Annotated in this window: 15 protein-coding genes; 5 read left to right on the forward strand and 10 right to left on the reverse strand. The window is 69.4% G+C overall.

All coding sequences use genetic code 11. The features are described 5' to 3' along the window. The first annotated feature begins 69 nt into the window (after nt 1-69). Complete coding sequence (locus tag AC1RNC_RS24010) at nt 70-873, forward strand: hypothetical protein (protein WP_492888540.1); 804 nt, start codon at nt 70-72, stop codon at nt 871-873. Here AC1RNC_RS24010 and AC1RNC_RS24015 read toward each other — a convergent pair. From AC1RNC_RS24015 to AC1RNC_RS24040, 6 genes are all read right to left on the reverse strand, one after another. Continuing rightward, the gene (locus AC1RNC_RS24015; protein WP_492888541.1) at nt 870-2,066 is read right to left on the reverse strand and encodes a methyltransferase domain-containing protein; all 1,197 of its coding nucleotides are present in this window, start codon (nt 2,064-2,066) and stop codon (nt 870-872) included. The genes AC1RNC_RS24010 and AC1RNC_RS24015 overlap by 4 nt on opposite strands. Before the next feature lie 45 nt (nt 2,067-2,111). After that, entirely contained in the window at nt 2,112-3,209 is a 1,098-nt protein-coding gene (gene dprA, locus AC1RNC_RS24020) for a DNA-processing protein DprA (RefSeq protein WP_492888542.1), read from the reverse strand. Continuing rightward, a complete protein-coding gene (plsY, locus tag AC1RNC_RS24025; RefSeq protein WP_492888543.1) occupies nt 3,206-3,859 on the reverse strand; it encodes a glycerol-3-phosphate 1-O-acyltransferase PlsY in 654 nt (217 codons plus the stop codon). Before plsY ends, dprA begins: the two co-directional genes overlap by 4 nt. 103 nt (nt 3,860-3,962) lie before the next feature. Further along, nucleotides 3,963-4,685 (reverse strand): hypothetical protein, encoded by a 723-nt coding sequence (locus tag AC1RNC_RS24030; protein ID WP_492888544.1) that lies wholly within the window; start codon nt 4,683-4,685, stop codon nt 3,963-3,965. A 108-nt stretch (nt 4,686-4,793) separates the two neighbouring features. Next, nucleotides 4,794-6,095, reverse strand: coding sequence for a dihydroorotase (pyrC, locus tag AC1RNC_RS24035; RefSeq protein WP_492888545.1), 1,302 nt, complete (start codon nt 6,093-6,095; stop codon nt 4,794-4,796). Then, nucleotides 6,092-7,087 (reverse strand): aspartate carbamoyltransferase catalytic subunit, encoded by a 996-nt coding sequence (locus AC1RNC_RS24040; protein ID WP_492888546.1) that lies wholly within the window; start codon nt 7,085-7,087, stop codon nt 6,092-6,094. Before AC1RNC_RS24040 ends, pyrC begins: the two co-directional genes overlap by 4 nt. A gap of 191 nt (nt 7,088-7,278) precedes the next feature. Here AC1RNC_RS24040 and AC1RNC_RS24045 point away from each other — a divergent pair, with 191 nt between their 5' ends. Beyond that, on the forward strand, nt 7,279-7,794 hold the full coding sequence (locus tag AC1RNC_RS24045; protein ID WP_492888547.1) for a hypothetical protein: 516 nt from the start codon (nt 7,279-7,281) through the stop codon (nt 7,792-7,794). A 72-nt stretch (nt 7,795-7,866) separates the two neighbouring features. Here AC1RNC_RS24045 and AC1RNC_RS24050 read toward each other — a convergent pair whose 3' ends face one another. The 3 genes from AC1RNC_RS24050 to ruvX all read right to left on the reverse strand — a co-directional run bounded on the left by AC1RNC_RS24050 (nt 7,867) and on the right by ruvX (nt 9,438). Then, nucleotides 7,867-8,349 carry a hypothetical protein gene (locus tag AC1RNC_RS24050; protein ID WP_492888548.1) on the reverse strand — a complete coding sequence of 161 codons (483 nt, stop codon included), beginning with the start codon at nt 8,347-8,349 and terminating at the stop codon, nt 7,867-7,869. 211 nt (nt 8,350-8,560) lie between these two features. Continuing rightward, a complete protein-coding gene (locus tag AC1RNC_RS24055; protein ID WP_492888549.1) occupies nt 8,561-8,875 on the reverse strand; it encodes a hypothetical protein in 315 nt (104 codons plus the stop codon). Nucleotides 8,876-8,967: 92 nt separating this feature from the next. Further along, on the reverse strand, nt 8,968-9,438 hold the full coding sequence (gene ruvX, locus AC1RNC_RS24060; RefSeq protein ID WP_492888550.1) for a Holliday junction resolvase RuvX: 471 nt from the start codon (nt 9,436-9,438) through the stop codon (nt 8,968-8,970). Between the two features lie 95 nt (nt 9,439-9,533). Between ruvX and gatC the strand changes: the two genes are divergently transcribed. Further along, on the forward strand, nt 9,534-9,821 hold the full coding sequence (gatC, locus tag AC1RNC_RS24065) for an Asp-tRNA(Asn)/Glu-tRNA(Gln) amidotransferase subunit GatC (protein WP_492888551.1): 288 nt from the start codon (nt 9,534-9,536) through the stop codon (nt 9,819-9,821). Further along, entirely contained in the window at nt 9,821-11,293 is a 1,473-nt protein-coding gene (gatA, locus tag AC1RNC_RS24070; protein ID WP_492888552.1) for an Asp-tRNA(Asn)/Glu-tRNA(Gln) amidotransferase subunit GatA, read from the forward strand. Before gatC ends, gatA begins: the two co-directional genes overlap by 1 nt. A gap of 62 nt (nt 11,294-11,355) precedes the next feature. Here the strand turns inward: gatA and AC1RNC_RS24075 are convergent, their stop codons facing one another. Further along, entirely contained in the window at nt 11,356-11,970 is a 615-nt protein-coding gene (locus AC1RNC_RS24075) for a hypothetical protein (RefSeq protein WP_492888553.1), read from the reverse strand. A 238-nt stretch (nt 11,971-12,208) separates the two neighbouring features. Here AC1RNC_RS24075 and gatB point away from each other — a divergent pair, with 238 nt between their 5' ends. Then, on the forward strand, nt 12,209-13,708 hold the full coding sequence (gatB, locus tag AC1RNC_RS24080) for an Asp-tRNA(Asn)/Glu-tRNA(Gln) amidotransferase subunit GatB (RefSeq protein WP_492888554.1): 1,500 nt from the start codon (nt 12,209-12,211) through the stop codon (nt 13,706-13,708). Nucleotides 13,709-13,746 lie beyond the last annotated feature (38 nt).

Raw genomic sequence — 13,746 nt, forward strand, 5'->3', positions numbered from 1 at the left:
TTCCTGACGCGGGGACGTGATTTTCCAGGACGCCTGGGCCGGCGCTTCGGCCCGTGGCCTGGCGGACTGATGGCGCGGTTGAAACGACGGGGGGGCAAGGGCGTCGCCCTGGTCGTGAGCATCGGCGCGCATGTCGGGGCTCTGATGGTCCTGTTCGCCACGCACATCACACCGCCGCCACCCGAGCCGCCGTCGGTGATGGTCACGCTGGTCGACCCGCCACCTCCGCCTCCACCGCCGCCACCCCCGCCGCCCCCGCCGCCCCCGCCAGCGCCGCATGACGCGCCCAAGTCGCCGGTGAAGGCCCCGGCCAAGCCGCCGTCGCCCGAGAAACCCAAGGCGGCGCCGAAGGCCGCGCCGCGCTCGCCCTTGCGTGTATCGAAACTGCCGCCGCCCAAGGACGTGACGCCGCTACCCGCCAGCCGTAACCCCGGGCCCAGCCCCGTGCTGGGACTGGGCGAGTCCGAACTGATGGGCGCGGCGACGGCTGGCTCGGGCGGCGGTGGCGGTGGCGGCGGGGCCGGCTGCGACATGGTCCGCCTGCTGCAGGAAGGCCTGCGCAAGAATCCTCGCGCCCGCGCCTCGCTGATGCGGGCTCACGGCGCGACGGTCGGCGCCGGTCGCGCGCCGCTGGTCTGGAGCGGCGACTGGGCTCGGGTCGCTGGCGAGGAGGGCGACGGCCTGGCCGGCCTGCGCGAGATGATCATGATGGAGGTCGCCTTCGCCCCCGCCGCCTGCCGCGCCGAACCGATGCGGGGCCTGGTCCTGATCTCCTTGAACGACGGCCCGGGCGGCGCTCGCTTCGCCCTGGGCGGCGGGCGCTGGCGGTGGTCTGACCTGCTGTTCGCCAAGGGCGCGCGTAGAGGCGGCTAGAGCCGTTCGAGCAGGTAGAGGCAGCCGACCGTGACGGCCGTCGTCTCCCGGCGCAGCGGGATCTCCCGGCGCTCGACGATCCGGAAGCCGGGGGCGCTGGTGGTCTCGATATAGTCGTCGCCATGGGCGTAGCGCGCCGTGGGCAGGAGCCGCCAGCCGGTCTCGCCGAGTTCGGTGCTGACGGCCAGCAGGCCGCCGGGGGCGAGGGCGGCTGCGGCGGCGGCGAACAGTGGAACCAGGTCGCCGAAATAGATCAGGACGTCGGCGGCGACGATCAGGTCGAAGGCGCCACGATGGCTTTCGAGATACGCGATGGCCTCGGCGTGGACCAGGTGGTCGTAGCCGCCGCGCTCGGCGGCCTTGGTCAGCATGGCGGACGAGAGGTCAACCCCGGTCAGTTCGGCGCCGAATCGTTCCAGGGCCGGCGCGGCCAGGCCCGTGCCGCAGCCCAGATCGAGGATCCGCTCGAACCGCGTGCGGCGGCTCGCGACAAGGTCGGCCAGCAACGCCGGCGCGCGGTAGTCCAGCATCTCGACCAGCTGGCGGTCGAACCGCTCGGCGAAGTCGTCGAACAGCGCCTCCACATAGGCCGGCGGCGCCCGGTCGATGCTGGGGTCGACCAGTACGCGAAGCTCGTGGGCGCGAATCTTGTCGTCCGGATGGCGCGCCTCCAGCCAGGCGCCGAGGGCGCGGGCCGCGTCGAGCCGCTGGAAGGCCACCAGGATGCCGAAGCCCTCGCGCGCCACGGTCTCCAGGTCCTCGGCCAGCGGACCGGCGAGCTTGGCGTAGAGCTCCAGCGCGCTGTCGGCCGGGGCGCGACCGAGGGCGTTGTAGGCGGCGGCGCGGGCCCAGGTCACGCGAGCGCCCTCGGGCAGGGGCTCCACTGTATCGGCGGCCGCGAAGGTGTCGGCGGCGCGGGAGAAGTCGCCGGTCAGGAACAGGGCGTGGGCCAGGCATTGTCGACGCACCGGCTCGGCGTTCGGCGCGTGCGCGGCCCAGGTCAGCGGCGCGATGGCCTCCTGGAAACGCCGCGCGATCAGCAGGTTCAGACCCAGACCGAACAAGGCTTCGTCGTGGTCGGGCTTCATGACCAGCACGGCGCGGAACGCCGCCTCGGCCTGGTCCAGCCGGCCTTCGGCGCCGGCCGCCACGGCGACGGCGAGCATGTCTTCTATGGCCTGGGTGTCCATCATCGCTCCCTTCAGTCGGCGACTCGCGGGAGACTCGACTATCCGGAGTTAGACTCCAGCGACCAGCCCGCCGTCCAGCAGCTCCGCGCGGCCGGCCAGACTCAATTCCACCAGCGCCGCCATCACCGCCGAGGCGGGCGCGGCGGCGGCGCGGACCAGGTCGTCGCGCGAGACCGGCGTAGGCGAGAGCAGGGCGGCGACGCGCTCGCGCAGGGCGTCGTGGTCGATGTCCAGGTCCGGTTGGGCCTCGTAGCCGCGTTCGCGTTCCCGCAGGTGGATCTGGCCCGACAGCGAGCGCAGCACGTCCTCGGCCCCCTCGCAGAGGATCGCGCCCTGGCGGATCAGGTCATTGGTTCCCTTCGAGCGCGGATCCAGCGGCGAGCCGGGCACGGCGAAGACGTCGCGGCCCTGCTCGGCGGCCAGGCGGGCGGTGATCAGCGAGCCGGACTTCAGCTCGGCCTCGACCACGACCACCCCCAGGGACAGGCCCGAGATGATGCGGTTGCGGCGCGGGAAGTCCTTGGCCTGGGCGCGGCGGTCGGGGGCGCTCTCGGAGACGACGCAGCCTTCGGCGGCGAGGCGCGCGTGCAGCTTGTCGTGCTCGGGCGGATAGACGTCGCCGACCCCGCCGCCCAGCACGGCCACGGCGCCGGTGGCCAGCGAGCCCTCGTGCGCCGCGCCGTCGATGCCGCGCGCCATGCCCGAGACGACGACATAGCCGGCGGTCCCCAGGTCCGTGGCCAGCTGGCGGGCGAAGCGCTGGCCGGCGGCCGAGGCGATGCGGGCTCCGACGATGGCCAGGCAGGGCTCGGAGAGGAGTTCGGCGCGGCCCAAGGTCCAGATCACGGGCGGCGGCGGATCAAGCGCCGCCAGGCGCGGGGGGAAGTCGGGCTCGCAGCCGCAGATCAGCCGCGCGCCCAGCGTCTCGCCCGCGGCGAGTTCCTGCTCGATCGCCTCGCGTGGCGGCAGGGACAAGGGCACGGCGCGCCCGCCGCGTCGGGACAGGTCGGGCAGGGCGGACAGCGCCCGCTCGGGCGTGCCGTAGCGGGCGATCAGGTGTTCGAAGGCGACGGGGCCGACGGTCTCGGTGCGCGCCAGGCGCAGCCAGGCGAAGCGCTGGATATCCGAGAGCCGGCCTGGAATCACGGCGCGTCGATGACGGGCGGCGGGGCCTCGTCCTTCTTCTTGCCGATCTTGGGCTCCTGGCCCTTGAGCAGGCGGGCGATGTTCTCGCGGTGGCGGATGAAGATCAGCACGGCCATGAACAGGCACAGGACCATGATCGGATAAGGCTGGTCGAAGGCCAGGGCGAAGGGCGCGGCCAGGACCGCGGCCACCAGGGCGGCCAGCGAGCTGATGCGCAGCAGGAAGGCCACGGCCAGCCAGGTCGCGCCGGCGGCGATCCCCACCGGCCAGGCGGCCGACAGCAGCACGCCGTAGAACGTGGCCACGCCCTTGCCGCCCTTGAATTTCAGCCAGACCGGGAACAGGTGGCCCAGGAACGCCGCGCCGCCGGCCAGGGCGATCACCGCCGCATTGCCGTGGGTCAGGTAGCGGGCCAGCAGCACCGCCACCACGCCCTTGCCGGCGTCGCCCAGCAGGGTGATGGCCGCCAGGTCCTTGCGGCCCGAGCGCAGCACGTTGGTCGCGCCGATATTGCCCGAGCCGATCTGGCGGATGTCGCCGGCCCCGCCCAGGCGCGTGGCGATCAGCCCGAACGGAATGGATCCGAGCAGGTAGCCGCCGACAAGGGTGATGGCGAGCGTTAGATAGGTGGCGGCGGCGAGATCTTGCACGGTTCGACCCTAAGGCGAGTTGCGCGCGAATTCAACCGCTGCGCAAGCGAGAGTTGTGAGGTCTAGGTGTAGTGCAGACTCGGAGCCGGGGCAAAACCGGCGGTCAGCCGCCTTGCACCAGAGCCAGCAGCGTTTGGCCAAGCGGCGAGAAAGCCAGCGGCGCGACCAACACGTTGCTGAGGACGATCGCGGCCAGGCCCCAGGCGTAGGCGGGGTGAACACGCTTGCGGGTCACGAGGTCGGCGACAGGGCCGGCCAGGCCGAACAGCAGGATGACGCCAAACATCACCAATGGCGCGGCCTCGCCGAATGACGGCATCGGCAGCAAACGGCCCAGGCCAGGGCCGAGTATGGTGATGGTCGCGCACAGCATCAGGCGCTTGTGCCATTCGGCCTTGCGCCGCAGGGCGACGCCGCCCGCGATCAGCCCGGCGAAGGCCAGGACGCCCAGCAGGTTCAGGACCAGGAAGATGGCGGGTGGGAAGAACGGCGGAACCCTGCCGTAGCGGATCGCGACAACCGTCGCGACCAAGGCCATGATCGCCATCAGTCCCGCCAGCCCGGCTCCCGCCATGCCCACCTGACGGTGCAGTTTCAGCGATCCGCGCGCGATGAAGGCGGGTTGGGCCACGAATAGCAGGACCCAGCAGGTCGAGATCGCGCCGTGGATATGGAGTAGCAGCGGCAGGCCCGGCGGAGCGAAATCCCCCGGCACCGTCGTGGAAAAGCCGCCCACGAAGACGGCAGCCATCAGCAGCGACATGATCAGGTAGAACCGGCGGCCGACGCTGGCCACCGGCCGACGGCCCATCTCCATCGCGGTCATCTGGCTTTCCCCCGGATACGCGTGCGGGGAGAGTGCTGGAGACCCGGTCTTTTTACAATGGGAGACCGGCGATATTTGAAATCGCCTCCGGGACCGCCGCCGAAGGCGTCACCCCTCCGCCCGGTGCACCACGCGGCCGTCGACGACCGTCATCAGCACCTGGCCCTGCAGCCTGCGTCCGTCGAACGGCGAGTTCTTGGACTTCGACAGCAGGCGTGCGGCGTCGACGATGATCGGAGCGTCGATGTCGCACAGCACCAGGTCGGCGGGCGCGCCCGGAGCGATGCGGCCGCCGCGCAGGCCCAACAGCTCGGCCGGGGCCAGGGTGACGGCGCGGATCAGGTCGACCAGGACGATGCGCTCGTCGTGATACAGCGACAGCAGGGCCGGCAGCAGGGTCTCAAGGCCGACGGCGCCGGGGACGGCCTCGTCGTAGGGCAGGCGCTTGTCCTCGGCCGGGGCCGGGCTGTGCGACGAGACGACGATGTCGATCAGGCCGCTGGCCAGGGCCTCGATCAGCGCCTGGCGATCGTCCTCGCCGCGCAGGGGCGGGTTCAGCTTGGCGAAGGTGCGGTAGTCGCCGATGTCCAGCTCGTTGAACGACAGGTGGTTGATCGACACCGAGGCGCTGATCCGCAGGCCCTTTTTCTTGGCGCGCTGAAGCGTCTCCAACGCCTGGGCCGAGGTGATCTGGTCGACCAGCAGCCTGCCGCCAGTGGCTTCCAGCAGGGCGACATCGCGCTCCAGCATGATCCGCTCGGCCATCGGCGAGATCGAGGGCAGGCCCATGCGGCCGGCGAACTCGCCGCCGATCGCCGCGCCGCCCTTGGCCAGCCAGGGGTCCATCGGACGGTGGGCCAGCAGGGTGTCGAAGCCCTTGGCGTAGGTCAGGACGCGCTGCATGACCTTGCTGTCGACGATCGGCTTGCCCGCATCGGTGATGTAGACGCAGCCGGCCTCGCGCATCAGGCCGATCTCGGCCATCTGCTCGCCGTGCAGGCCCTTGGTCGCCGCGCCGGCCACCAGGATGCGGGCGCTGTCGATGTCGCGGGCCCGGCGCAGGATGAAGTCGACGACGCTGGGGTCGTCGATGGCCGGGGCCGTGTCGGGCTGGACGACCATCGAGGTGACGCCGCCGGCCGCCGCGGCCTTGGCGGCGCTGGCCAGGGTTTCCTTGGTCTCGGCCCCGGGCTCGCCGGTGCGGACGCGCAGGTCGATCAGGCCGGGCGCCAGCAGCGCCCCGCCGCAATCGATGACCCGCACGGCCTTTGACAGCTTGCCGAACTCGCGGCCCTTGGCGACGTCGGCGATGACGCCTTCGGAGACGATGACGCCGCCGGGACCGTCGTAGCCGCTCTCGGGGTCGACCAGGCGGGCGTTGACGAGGGCGATGGGCTGGGCGGACGTCATTGGGCTGCCTCGATACGAGCCGCGAGGCTGGTCAACACCGCCATCCGGGCGGCGACGCCCATCTCGACCTGGTCCTGGATCAGGCTGACGGCGGGATCGTCTGCGACGTCCGAGTCGATCTCGACGCCCCGGTTCATCGGGCCCGGATGCATGACCTTGGCGCCAGGCGCGGCGCGGGCCAGCTTTTCGCGATCAAGGCCGTAGAAGCGGAAGTATTCACGGGTCGAGGGCACGAAGGCGCCCTGCATCCGCTCCAGCTGCAGGCGCAGCATCATGACCACGTCGGCGCCGGCCAGGCCGGACTTCATGTCGTGGTGGACGGTGACGCCCCAGCGCTCGGCCTGGGCCGGCATCAGGGTGGGCGGACCGACCAGGCGCACGCTGGCGCCCAGGGTGTGCAACAGGGAGACGTTCGAGCGCGCCACGCGGCTGTGCAGCACGTCGCCGCAGATCGCCACGGTCAGGCCCGAGACGCGGCCGAAGGCGCGGCGGATCGACAGGGCGTCCAGCAGGGCCTGGGTCGGGTGCTCGTGCTGGCCGTCGCCGGCGTTGACCACGTGGCCGCTGACCTTCTGGCTGAGCAGGGACGCCGCCCCCGACGAGGCGTGGCGTACGACCAGCAGGTCGGGCCGCATGGCGTTCAGGGTGACCGCCGTGTCGATCAGGGTTTCGCCCTTGGCCACCGACGAGGTCTTGGGGTTCATGTTGACGACGTCGGCCCCCAGCCGCTTGCCGGCCAGCTCGAACGAGCTCTGGGTGCGGGTGCTGTTCTCGAAGAACAGGTTCATCAACGTCCGGCCGCGCAGCAGATCCAGGCTCTTGGACGTCTGGCGGTTGAAGGCGACGAAGGCGTCGGCCAGGTCCAGCAGGTCCGTGGCCTGGGGGGCGTTCAGGTCCCCGGCGGAGAGGAAATGGCGTTTGGGAAACGCGAAGACGCGGGCGCGGATCGCATCGATGGCCGCGCGGGCGGGGTCATGGGCTGGTGCCGTCATGAGCTCGCCTCATAGGCGGCTTTGGAGGGGAAGGGAAGCGTGGGGGGGCGGCGCGCCGGAGACTGTCCTCAGGAATATTCACGAAGTTTGGCATGTCGACCGTGCTTCCGGGGTCGCTCGCGCTTGTTGCCGGGGGGCGAAGGTGGGTACTCTAGCTTCATGCGTTTCGCACAGGCTCCGCGGGGGTGGCCATGCTGTTGCTCTTGATCGCCTTGCTGCAGACCGCCGAGCCATCGCCTCAGGAGACGAAGGCGACCCTGCAGTCGTGCGAGACGACCGAAAAGGGCTGGGTCTGCCACTATCAGATCCCGCAGGCCACCATCGTGCGCCCGCTGGATCCCGCGCCGCCGGGGGTCATGGTCGCGCCGCCGCTGGTTATGCCGAACGATCCCGCGCCGCAATCGCCTCAGCAGCCGCCGCAAGCGCCCGTCGTCGCGCCGATCGACAACCGGGCCGAGGCCGCGCGGCAGACGCGCCTGATCGCTCGCTGCGCCGACGCGAAATGGTACTCGCCGTGCCTGCCCGGCGAGCGCAAGGAAGCCCAGATCCTGCGTGAAGCCGCGCTCAACGCCGCGACGCTGCGGAGCCATGTCACGACCCTGCTCAGCGAGAAGCGTTGCGACGACGCGGTGAGGACCGCGCTGGAAGGCGGCGACCTGGCCCTGGCGCGTGAAGCCCGCGAGTTCTGCGCGGTCCCGCAACACTAAGATCAATCCAAACGAAAAGAGGCGGGAAGCTTGTGGCCTCCCGCCTCGAATTCTTTCGGCTGGTCCCGAACCTTAGTGGCGCGGCGGAGCCGGCTCGCAGCGCACGCCGTCGGCGCAGCCCGTGAAGTGGATCTCGGGCGCCTCGACCGTCACGGCCGACGGGCGGACGAAGACTTCCGGACGGTGCAGGTAGATCTGCGGCGCGGCCACGCGAACCGGCGGCGCGTCGACATAGACCGGCGGACCCTGGATATCGATGCGGCCCGACGGCACGACGACCGGCTCGCCGATGACGCGGACGCCCGGCGCGGCGACGGTGATGTCGCCATAGCCCGAGGTCGGACCGTAGAAGACCACGGCGCGGGTGCACAGGCAGTCGATGCCGGTCGGTCCCGACGGCGGGGGCGGCGGGGGCGGATAGCCCTGCGGCGGCGGAGCGGGCGCATAGCGCGGAACCGGCCGCGGCGCATAGTTGCGTCCGTCGGCCATCGCCGAGCTGACCGCCAAACCGGCGACGGCGAACGCCATCAGCCCCATCAAGACCTTTTTAGTCATCCGAGCCCCTCGTTGCCCTCAACCCAGGTATAAGTCGCCCCGGAGCGAACCTGGGGTTCGATCCGGGGCGCGACCTTAACCATATTCAAAAGCAGAACAATGTTGTCGCGGTTTTTCCCCAAGGAAGGGAGTTTCCCGCTCCCCGAAATGAGTGAAATTCGCGTCCAGGGACGTGCTGGACCTCGCCAGCGCAAGTCATGGCTGAATGCGTTTAGTGGTCGCGTCTGGCGGGAAGGCGGCCGTCGCATGGGATTACCTGCCAGACGAAGCTGGCCTCGCGAATCTTCCGCTGCTTGGTGACGACGCGATAGGCCTGCTGGACCGGGCGTTGCTGGTCCGCCTCCTGGTCGACATAGCTCTCGTATTGAGCGGGCCGGTAGATCTTCTCGTAGCACTTGCCGGGTTCGGGATTGGGCGGGCAGTCGTCGCCCGCGCCCGCGAGGCTCCCGCCGGCGGTCAGGGTGACGAGCAGGACAGCGCCCGCCGTGGCGGCTTGTCTCAATCGTCCGAAGCCTTTGGCTCTCATGCCCGTTCCCGCCCGCGAACCAACCAAGCTTATCCATACGGGCCGGAGTCCAAAAAGCCCGGATTTTCTGGCGTCAGGCGAAAAGGGCGGCGCTAGAGGCCGCGCAGGCGTTCCAGCGCGCCCTGCAGGATCCAGCCGGCGGCCATCTTGTCGACAACCTCGTCGCGGCGCTTGCGCGAGACGTCGTGTTCGTCGATCAGCACTCGGGTCACGGCCGCCGTCGACAGGCGCTCGTCCCAGAAGGTGATCGGCAGGTCGGGCTTCAAGCGCAGCAGGTTGCGGCCCAGAGCGCGGTTGGACTGGCAGCGTACGCCTTCCGTGCCGTCCATGTTCATCGGCAGGCCGATGACGACGCCGACCGCGCCGCGGCTGTCCATCAGCTTGAACAGGTGCTCGGCGTCCTTGCTGAATTTGGTCTTCTCGATCAGCGCCATGGGGCTGGCGACCGTGCGGGTGACGTCCGAGACGGCCACGCCGATGGTCTTCTCGCCGGGGTCCAGGCCGACGATGGCGGCGTACTGGGGCAGGGCGGCGGCGAAGTCTTCGATGTCGAGAACGGGCATGGCGCTTCATAACAGGCGCCGGCGTGCTTGAAACCTCGTCTTGAAACCTGGGGCGGGGACCGCTAACCCACGCGTTCGAATTTCAGGAGATCCCCATGGCCATTGACGCCGCCACCGTGCGGAAGGTCGCCCGGCTCGCCCGCATCGCCGAACCCGAAGAGCGCATCGAGGCCCTGGCCCAGGAGCTCAACGGCATCATGGCCTGGATCGAGCAGCTGGCCGAGGTCGACACCGACGGCTGCGAGCCGCTGACCAGCGTCGTGGCCGCCGGCCTGCCGATGCGCGAGGACGTCGTCACCATGGGCGGCGACCCAGCCCGCGTGACCAGCAACGCGCCCAAGTCCGTGAACAACTTCTTCGTCGTGCCGAAGGTGGTCGAATAATGAGCGCCCTCACCAAGCTGACCCTGGCCAGCGCCCTCGACGGTCTGGCCAAGCGCGAGTTCACCTCGGTCGAACTGACCAAGGCCCACATCGAGGCCGTCGAGGCCGCGCGCGGCCTGAACGCCTATATCCTGGAGACTCCGGAAAAGGCGCTGGACATGGCCGCCAAGTCCGACGCGCGCCGCGCGCTGGGCGAGGCCGGTCCGCTGGAAGGCGCGCCGCTGGGGGTCAAGGACCTGTTCTGCACCGAAGGCGTGCGGACCACGGCCTGCTCGAAGATCCTCGAGAACTTCATCCCGACCTACGAGTCGACCGTGACCAGCCAGCTATGGCGCGACGGCGCGGTGATGCTGGGCAAGCTGAACCTTGACCAGTTCGCCATGGGCTCGTCGAACGAGACCAGCTACTTCGGCCCGGTGACCAATCCCTGGCGCGCCCAGGGTTCGAACAAGGCTCTGACGCCGGGCGGTTCGTCGGGCGGTTCGGCCGCGGCCGTCGCCGCCGACCTGTGCCTGGGCGCCACGGCGACCGACACTGGCGGCTCGATCCGCCAGCCGGCCGCCTTCACCGGCACCGTCGGCATCAAGCCGACCTATGGCCGCTGCTCGCGCTGGGGCGTCGTGGCCTTCGCCAGCTCGCTGGACCAAGCCGGCCCGATCGCCAAGACCGTCGAGGACGCGGCCCTTCTGCTGACCTCGATGGCCGGCCATGATCCCAAGGACTCGACCAGCCTCGACGTGCCGGTTCCGGACTTCACCCAGTTCGTCGGCAAGTCGGTGAAGGGCCTGCGGATCGGCATTCCCAAGGAATACCGCGTCGACAACATGCCGGCTGAGATCGAGAAGCTGTGGGCCGACGGCGTCGCCTGGCTTAAGGACGCCGGCTGCGAGATCGTCGACATCAGCCTGCCGCACACCAAGTACGCCCTGCCGGCCTACTACATCGTGGCCCCGGCCGAGGCGTCCTCGAACCTCGCCCGCTACGACGGCATGCGCTACGGCCTGCGCGAGGACGGCGCGACCCTGACCGAGATCTACGAGAACACCCGGGCCTCGGGCTTTGGCGACGAGGTCAAGCGCCGCATCCTGATCGGCACCTATGTGCTTTCGCACGGTTATTACGACGCCTACTACCTGAAGGCCCTGAAGGTGCGTCGCCGCATCGCCGAGGACTTCGACAAGGCGTGGGAAAAGTGCGACGCGATCCTCACCCCGACCGCGCCCTCGGCGGCGTTCGGCCTGGGCGAGAACAGCAACGACCCGATCGCCATGTACCTGAACGACGTCTTCACAGTGACGACCAACCTGGCCGGCCTGCCGGGTCTGTCCCTGCCAGCCGGCCTCGACGCCAACGGCCTGCCGCTGGGCCTGCAGATCATCGGCAAGCCTCTGGACGAGGCCACGGTGTTCTCGGTCGCCGGGGCGGTTGAAAAAGCCGCCGGGTTCTCGGCGAAAGCCGAGAAGTGGTGGTGATCTAAGGAAAAGGGCGGCTCCTGTGGAGCCGCCCTTCTTCGTTCAGGGGTGTGGTGACCCGGCTACTGCGGGATGGTCGTCTGGGGCTGCGGCGTTGGAGCCGGAACCGCCGGTGCCGGGATCACCAGAGGAGCCGGCTCGGCGATCGGGGCGCTGACGGTCGGCGGCGCGGCCGGGACCGTGGCGCTGACGTTCGCCGCGGCCGTCGAGGCGTCCGGCGCGCTGCTTTCTACCGGCGCGGCGCGGCGGGCGACCGTACGGGCCGGAGCGGCGGCGCGCGGCGCCGGCGTCGAGCGGGCCACCGGAGCCGGGGGCGCCGGCTCATTGGCGGCCAATTCGGTCGGCTGCGGGATCGGCGAGGGCGTGGCCGAGGCGCTGGCGGGAACCGGCGTCGTGCTGACCGGGGCGGGGTTTTCGGCGGCGGCGGTCTTCAGCGACTGCGGATCGGTCGGCGCTTCGCCGCGATTGGCGCTCATGCCCCAGATCAGGGCGCCGGCGGCGACGGCCAGCACGGGAACGCCGATCAGAAGCGGCAGATTGCCGGACGCCTTCTTCTTCGGCGTGCGAGCATAGACCGGTTGGCTCGGAAACAACGCCGAAGCATTGGGATCGGCCGCGATGACCGGCTCCGGCGCATCGAAGTTGAGAGTGGGGCGGGTAGTGAAAGCGGTGGGCATTTCTACCTCCGTGAATGAGCTGTTCGATAAGTGAACGGCGCGATAACTCGACGGTTCCCTTGCCCCGCAATGGCGCCGGATTTGACTCAATCCGGCCTTATTCAGTGATGTCGAAAATGAATGGTTCCGCTTCATTGAAACAACTTCAAGGCCGTGCGGGTCCTGGATCGCATAAGATGCCGGCGACATGCGTCCGAAAGCTTTTCCGGCCCGGCTCGCTTGATGTAGAGAAACGGCCATGACGCAAGATTCCAAAACGATCCAAGGCCGCACCGGCCCCTGGGAAATCGTCCTCGGCCTCGAGGTCCACGCCCAGGTGGCCAGCAAGTCGAAGCTGTTCTCCGGCGCCGCCGTCGGCTTCGGGGCGGGGCCCAACGAGCAGGTCAGCCTGGTGGACGCGGCCATGCCGGGCATGCTGCCGGTCCTGAACAAGTTCTGCGTCGAGCAGGCCGTGAAGACGGGCCTGGGCCTGAAGGCCCAGATCAACCTGAAGAGCCGCTTCGACCGGAAGAACTACTTCTATCCGGATCTGCCGCAGGGCTATCAGATCAGCCAGTTCGACCAGCCGATCGTCGGCGAGGGCGTGGTGACGGTCGAGCGCGACGACGGCACGACCTTCGACGTCCGCATCGAGCGCCTGCACCTGGAACAGGACGCGGGTAAGTCGCTGCATGACCAGGATCCGAACGCGACCTATGTCGACCTGAACCGCGCGGGCACGGCGCTGATGGAGATCGTCTCCAAGCCCGACATGCGCACCTCGGAAGAGGCCGCCGCCTACGTCAAGAAGCTGCGGACGATCCTGGTCTATCTGGGCACCTGCGACGGCGACATGGAGAAGGGTAACCTGCGCGCCGACGTCAACGTCTCGGTCTGCCGCCCCGGCGACTACGAGAAGTTCCGCGAGACCGGCAGCTTCAGCCACCTGGGCACGCGCTGCGAGATCAAGAACGTCAACTCGTATCGCTACATCCAGCAGGCCATCGAGTACGAGGCCCGTCGCCAGATCGAGATCCTGGAGGATGGCGGCAAGATCGACCAGGAGACCCGCCTGTTCGATCCGACCAAGCTCGAGACCCGCTCGATGCGGTCGAAGGAAGAAGCGCACGACTATCGCTACTTCCCGGATCCGGACCTGCTGCCGCTGGTTCTGGACGCGGCCTGGGTGAAGCAGATCGAGGAGACCCTGCCGGAACTGCCGGACGCCAAGAAGGCGCGCCTGCAGAGCCAGTACGGCCTGTCGGCCTATGACGCCGGCGTGCTGATCATCGAGAGCGACCGCGCCGACTATTTCGAGGCCGCCGCGAAAGGCCGCGACGCCAAGCTGGTCTCGAACTGGGTGACCAACGAGCTGCTGGCCAAGCTGTCGGCCGGCGGCCACGAGATCGCCAACTCACCCTTGCCGTCGTCCGATATCGCCCAACTGGTCGAGCTGATCGAGAACGGCACGATCTCTTCGAAGATCGCCAAGGAGGTCTTCGAGCACATGTGGGCCGGCGAAGGCCGTCCCGCCGAGATCGTGGAGAAGCGCGGTCTGGTGCAGATCAACGACACCGGCGCCATCGAAAAGGCCATCGACGACCTGATCGCCAGCAATCCGGACAAGGCCGAGGCCGTGAAGGACAAGCCGCAGGCCCTGGGCTGGTTCGTCGGCCAGGTCATGAAGGCCACGGGCGGCAAGGCCAATCCGGGCACGGTCAACGAACTGCTTCGCAAGAAGCTCGGCGTCGCCGAATAGGCGTTTCCACCGTCCGGATACGACGAGGGCCCGTGGTG

Source organism: Caulobacter sp. GW822-FHT01G02, assembly GCF_058802865.1.

What these genes read in the sequence shown, in the direction of transcription:
- gatA (WP_492888552.1), top strand. Translation starts at nt 9,821, where the DNA reads ATGAGCGCCCTCACCAAGCTGACCCTGGCCAGCGCCCTCGACGGTCTG.
- AC1RNC_RS24040 (WP_492888546.1), bottom strand. Translation starts at nt 7,087, where the DNA reads ATGACGGCACCAGCCCATGACCCCGCCCGCGCGGCCATCGATGCGATC.
- gatC (WP_492888551.1), top strand. Translation starts at nt 9,534, where the DNA reads ATGGCCATTGACGCCGCCACCGTGCGGAAGGTCGCCCGGCTCGCCCGC.
- ruvX (WP_492888550.1), bottom strand. Translation starts at nt 9,438, where the DNA reads ATGCCCGTTCTCGACATCGAAGACTTCGCCGCCGCCCTGCCCCAGTAC.
- AC1RNC_RS24010 (WP_492888540.1), top strand. Translation starts at nt 70, where the DNA reads ATGGCGCGGTTGAAACGACGGGGGGGCAAGGGCGTCGCCCTGGTCGTG.
- AC1RNC_RS24015 (WP_492888541.1), bottom strand. Translation starts at nt 2,066, where the DNA reads ATGATGGACACCCAGGCCATAGAAGACATGCTCGCCGTCGCCGTGGCG.
- AC1RNC_RS24045 (WP_492888547.1), top strand. Translation starts at nt 7,279, where the DNA reads ATGCTGTTGCTCTTGATCGCCTTGCTGCAGACCGCCGAGCCATCGCCT.
- AC1RNC_RS24075 (WP_492888553.1), bottom strand. Translation starts at nt 11,970, where the DNA reads ATGCCCACCGCTTTCACTACCCGCCCCACTCTCAACTTCGATGCGCCG.
- AC1RNC_RS24030 (WP_492888544.1), bottom strand. Translation starts at nt 4,685, where the DNA reads ATGACCGCGATGGAGATGGGCCGTCGGCCGGTGGCCAGCGTCGGCCGC.
- AC1RNC_RS24055 (WP_492888549.1), bottom strand. Translation starts at nt 8,875, where the DNA reads ATGAGAGCCAAAGGCTTCGGACGATTGAGACAAGCCGCCACGGCGGGC.
- AC1RNC_RS24050 (WP_492888548.1), bottom strand. Translation starts at nt 8,349, where the DNA reads ATGACTAAAAAGGTCTTGATGGGGCTGATGGCGTTCGCCGTCGCCGGT.
- pyrC (WP_492888545.1), bottom strand. Translation starts at nt 6,095, where the DNA reads ATGACGTCCGCCCAGCCCATCGCCCTCGTCAACGCCCGCCTGGTCGAC.
- gatB (WP_492888554.1), top strand. Translation starts at nt 12,209, where the DNA reads ATGACGCAAGATTCCAAAACGATCCAAGGCCGCACCGGCCCCTGGGAA.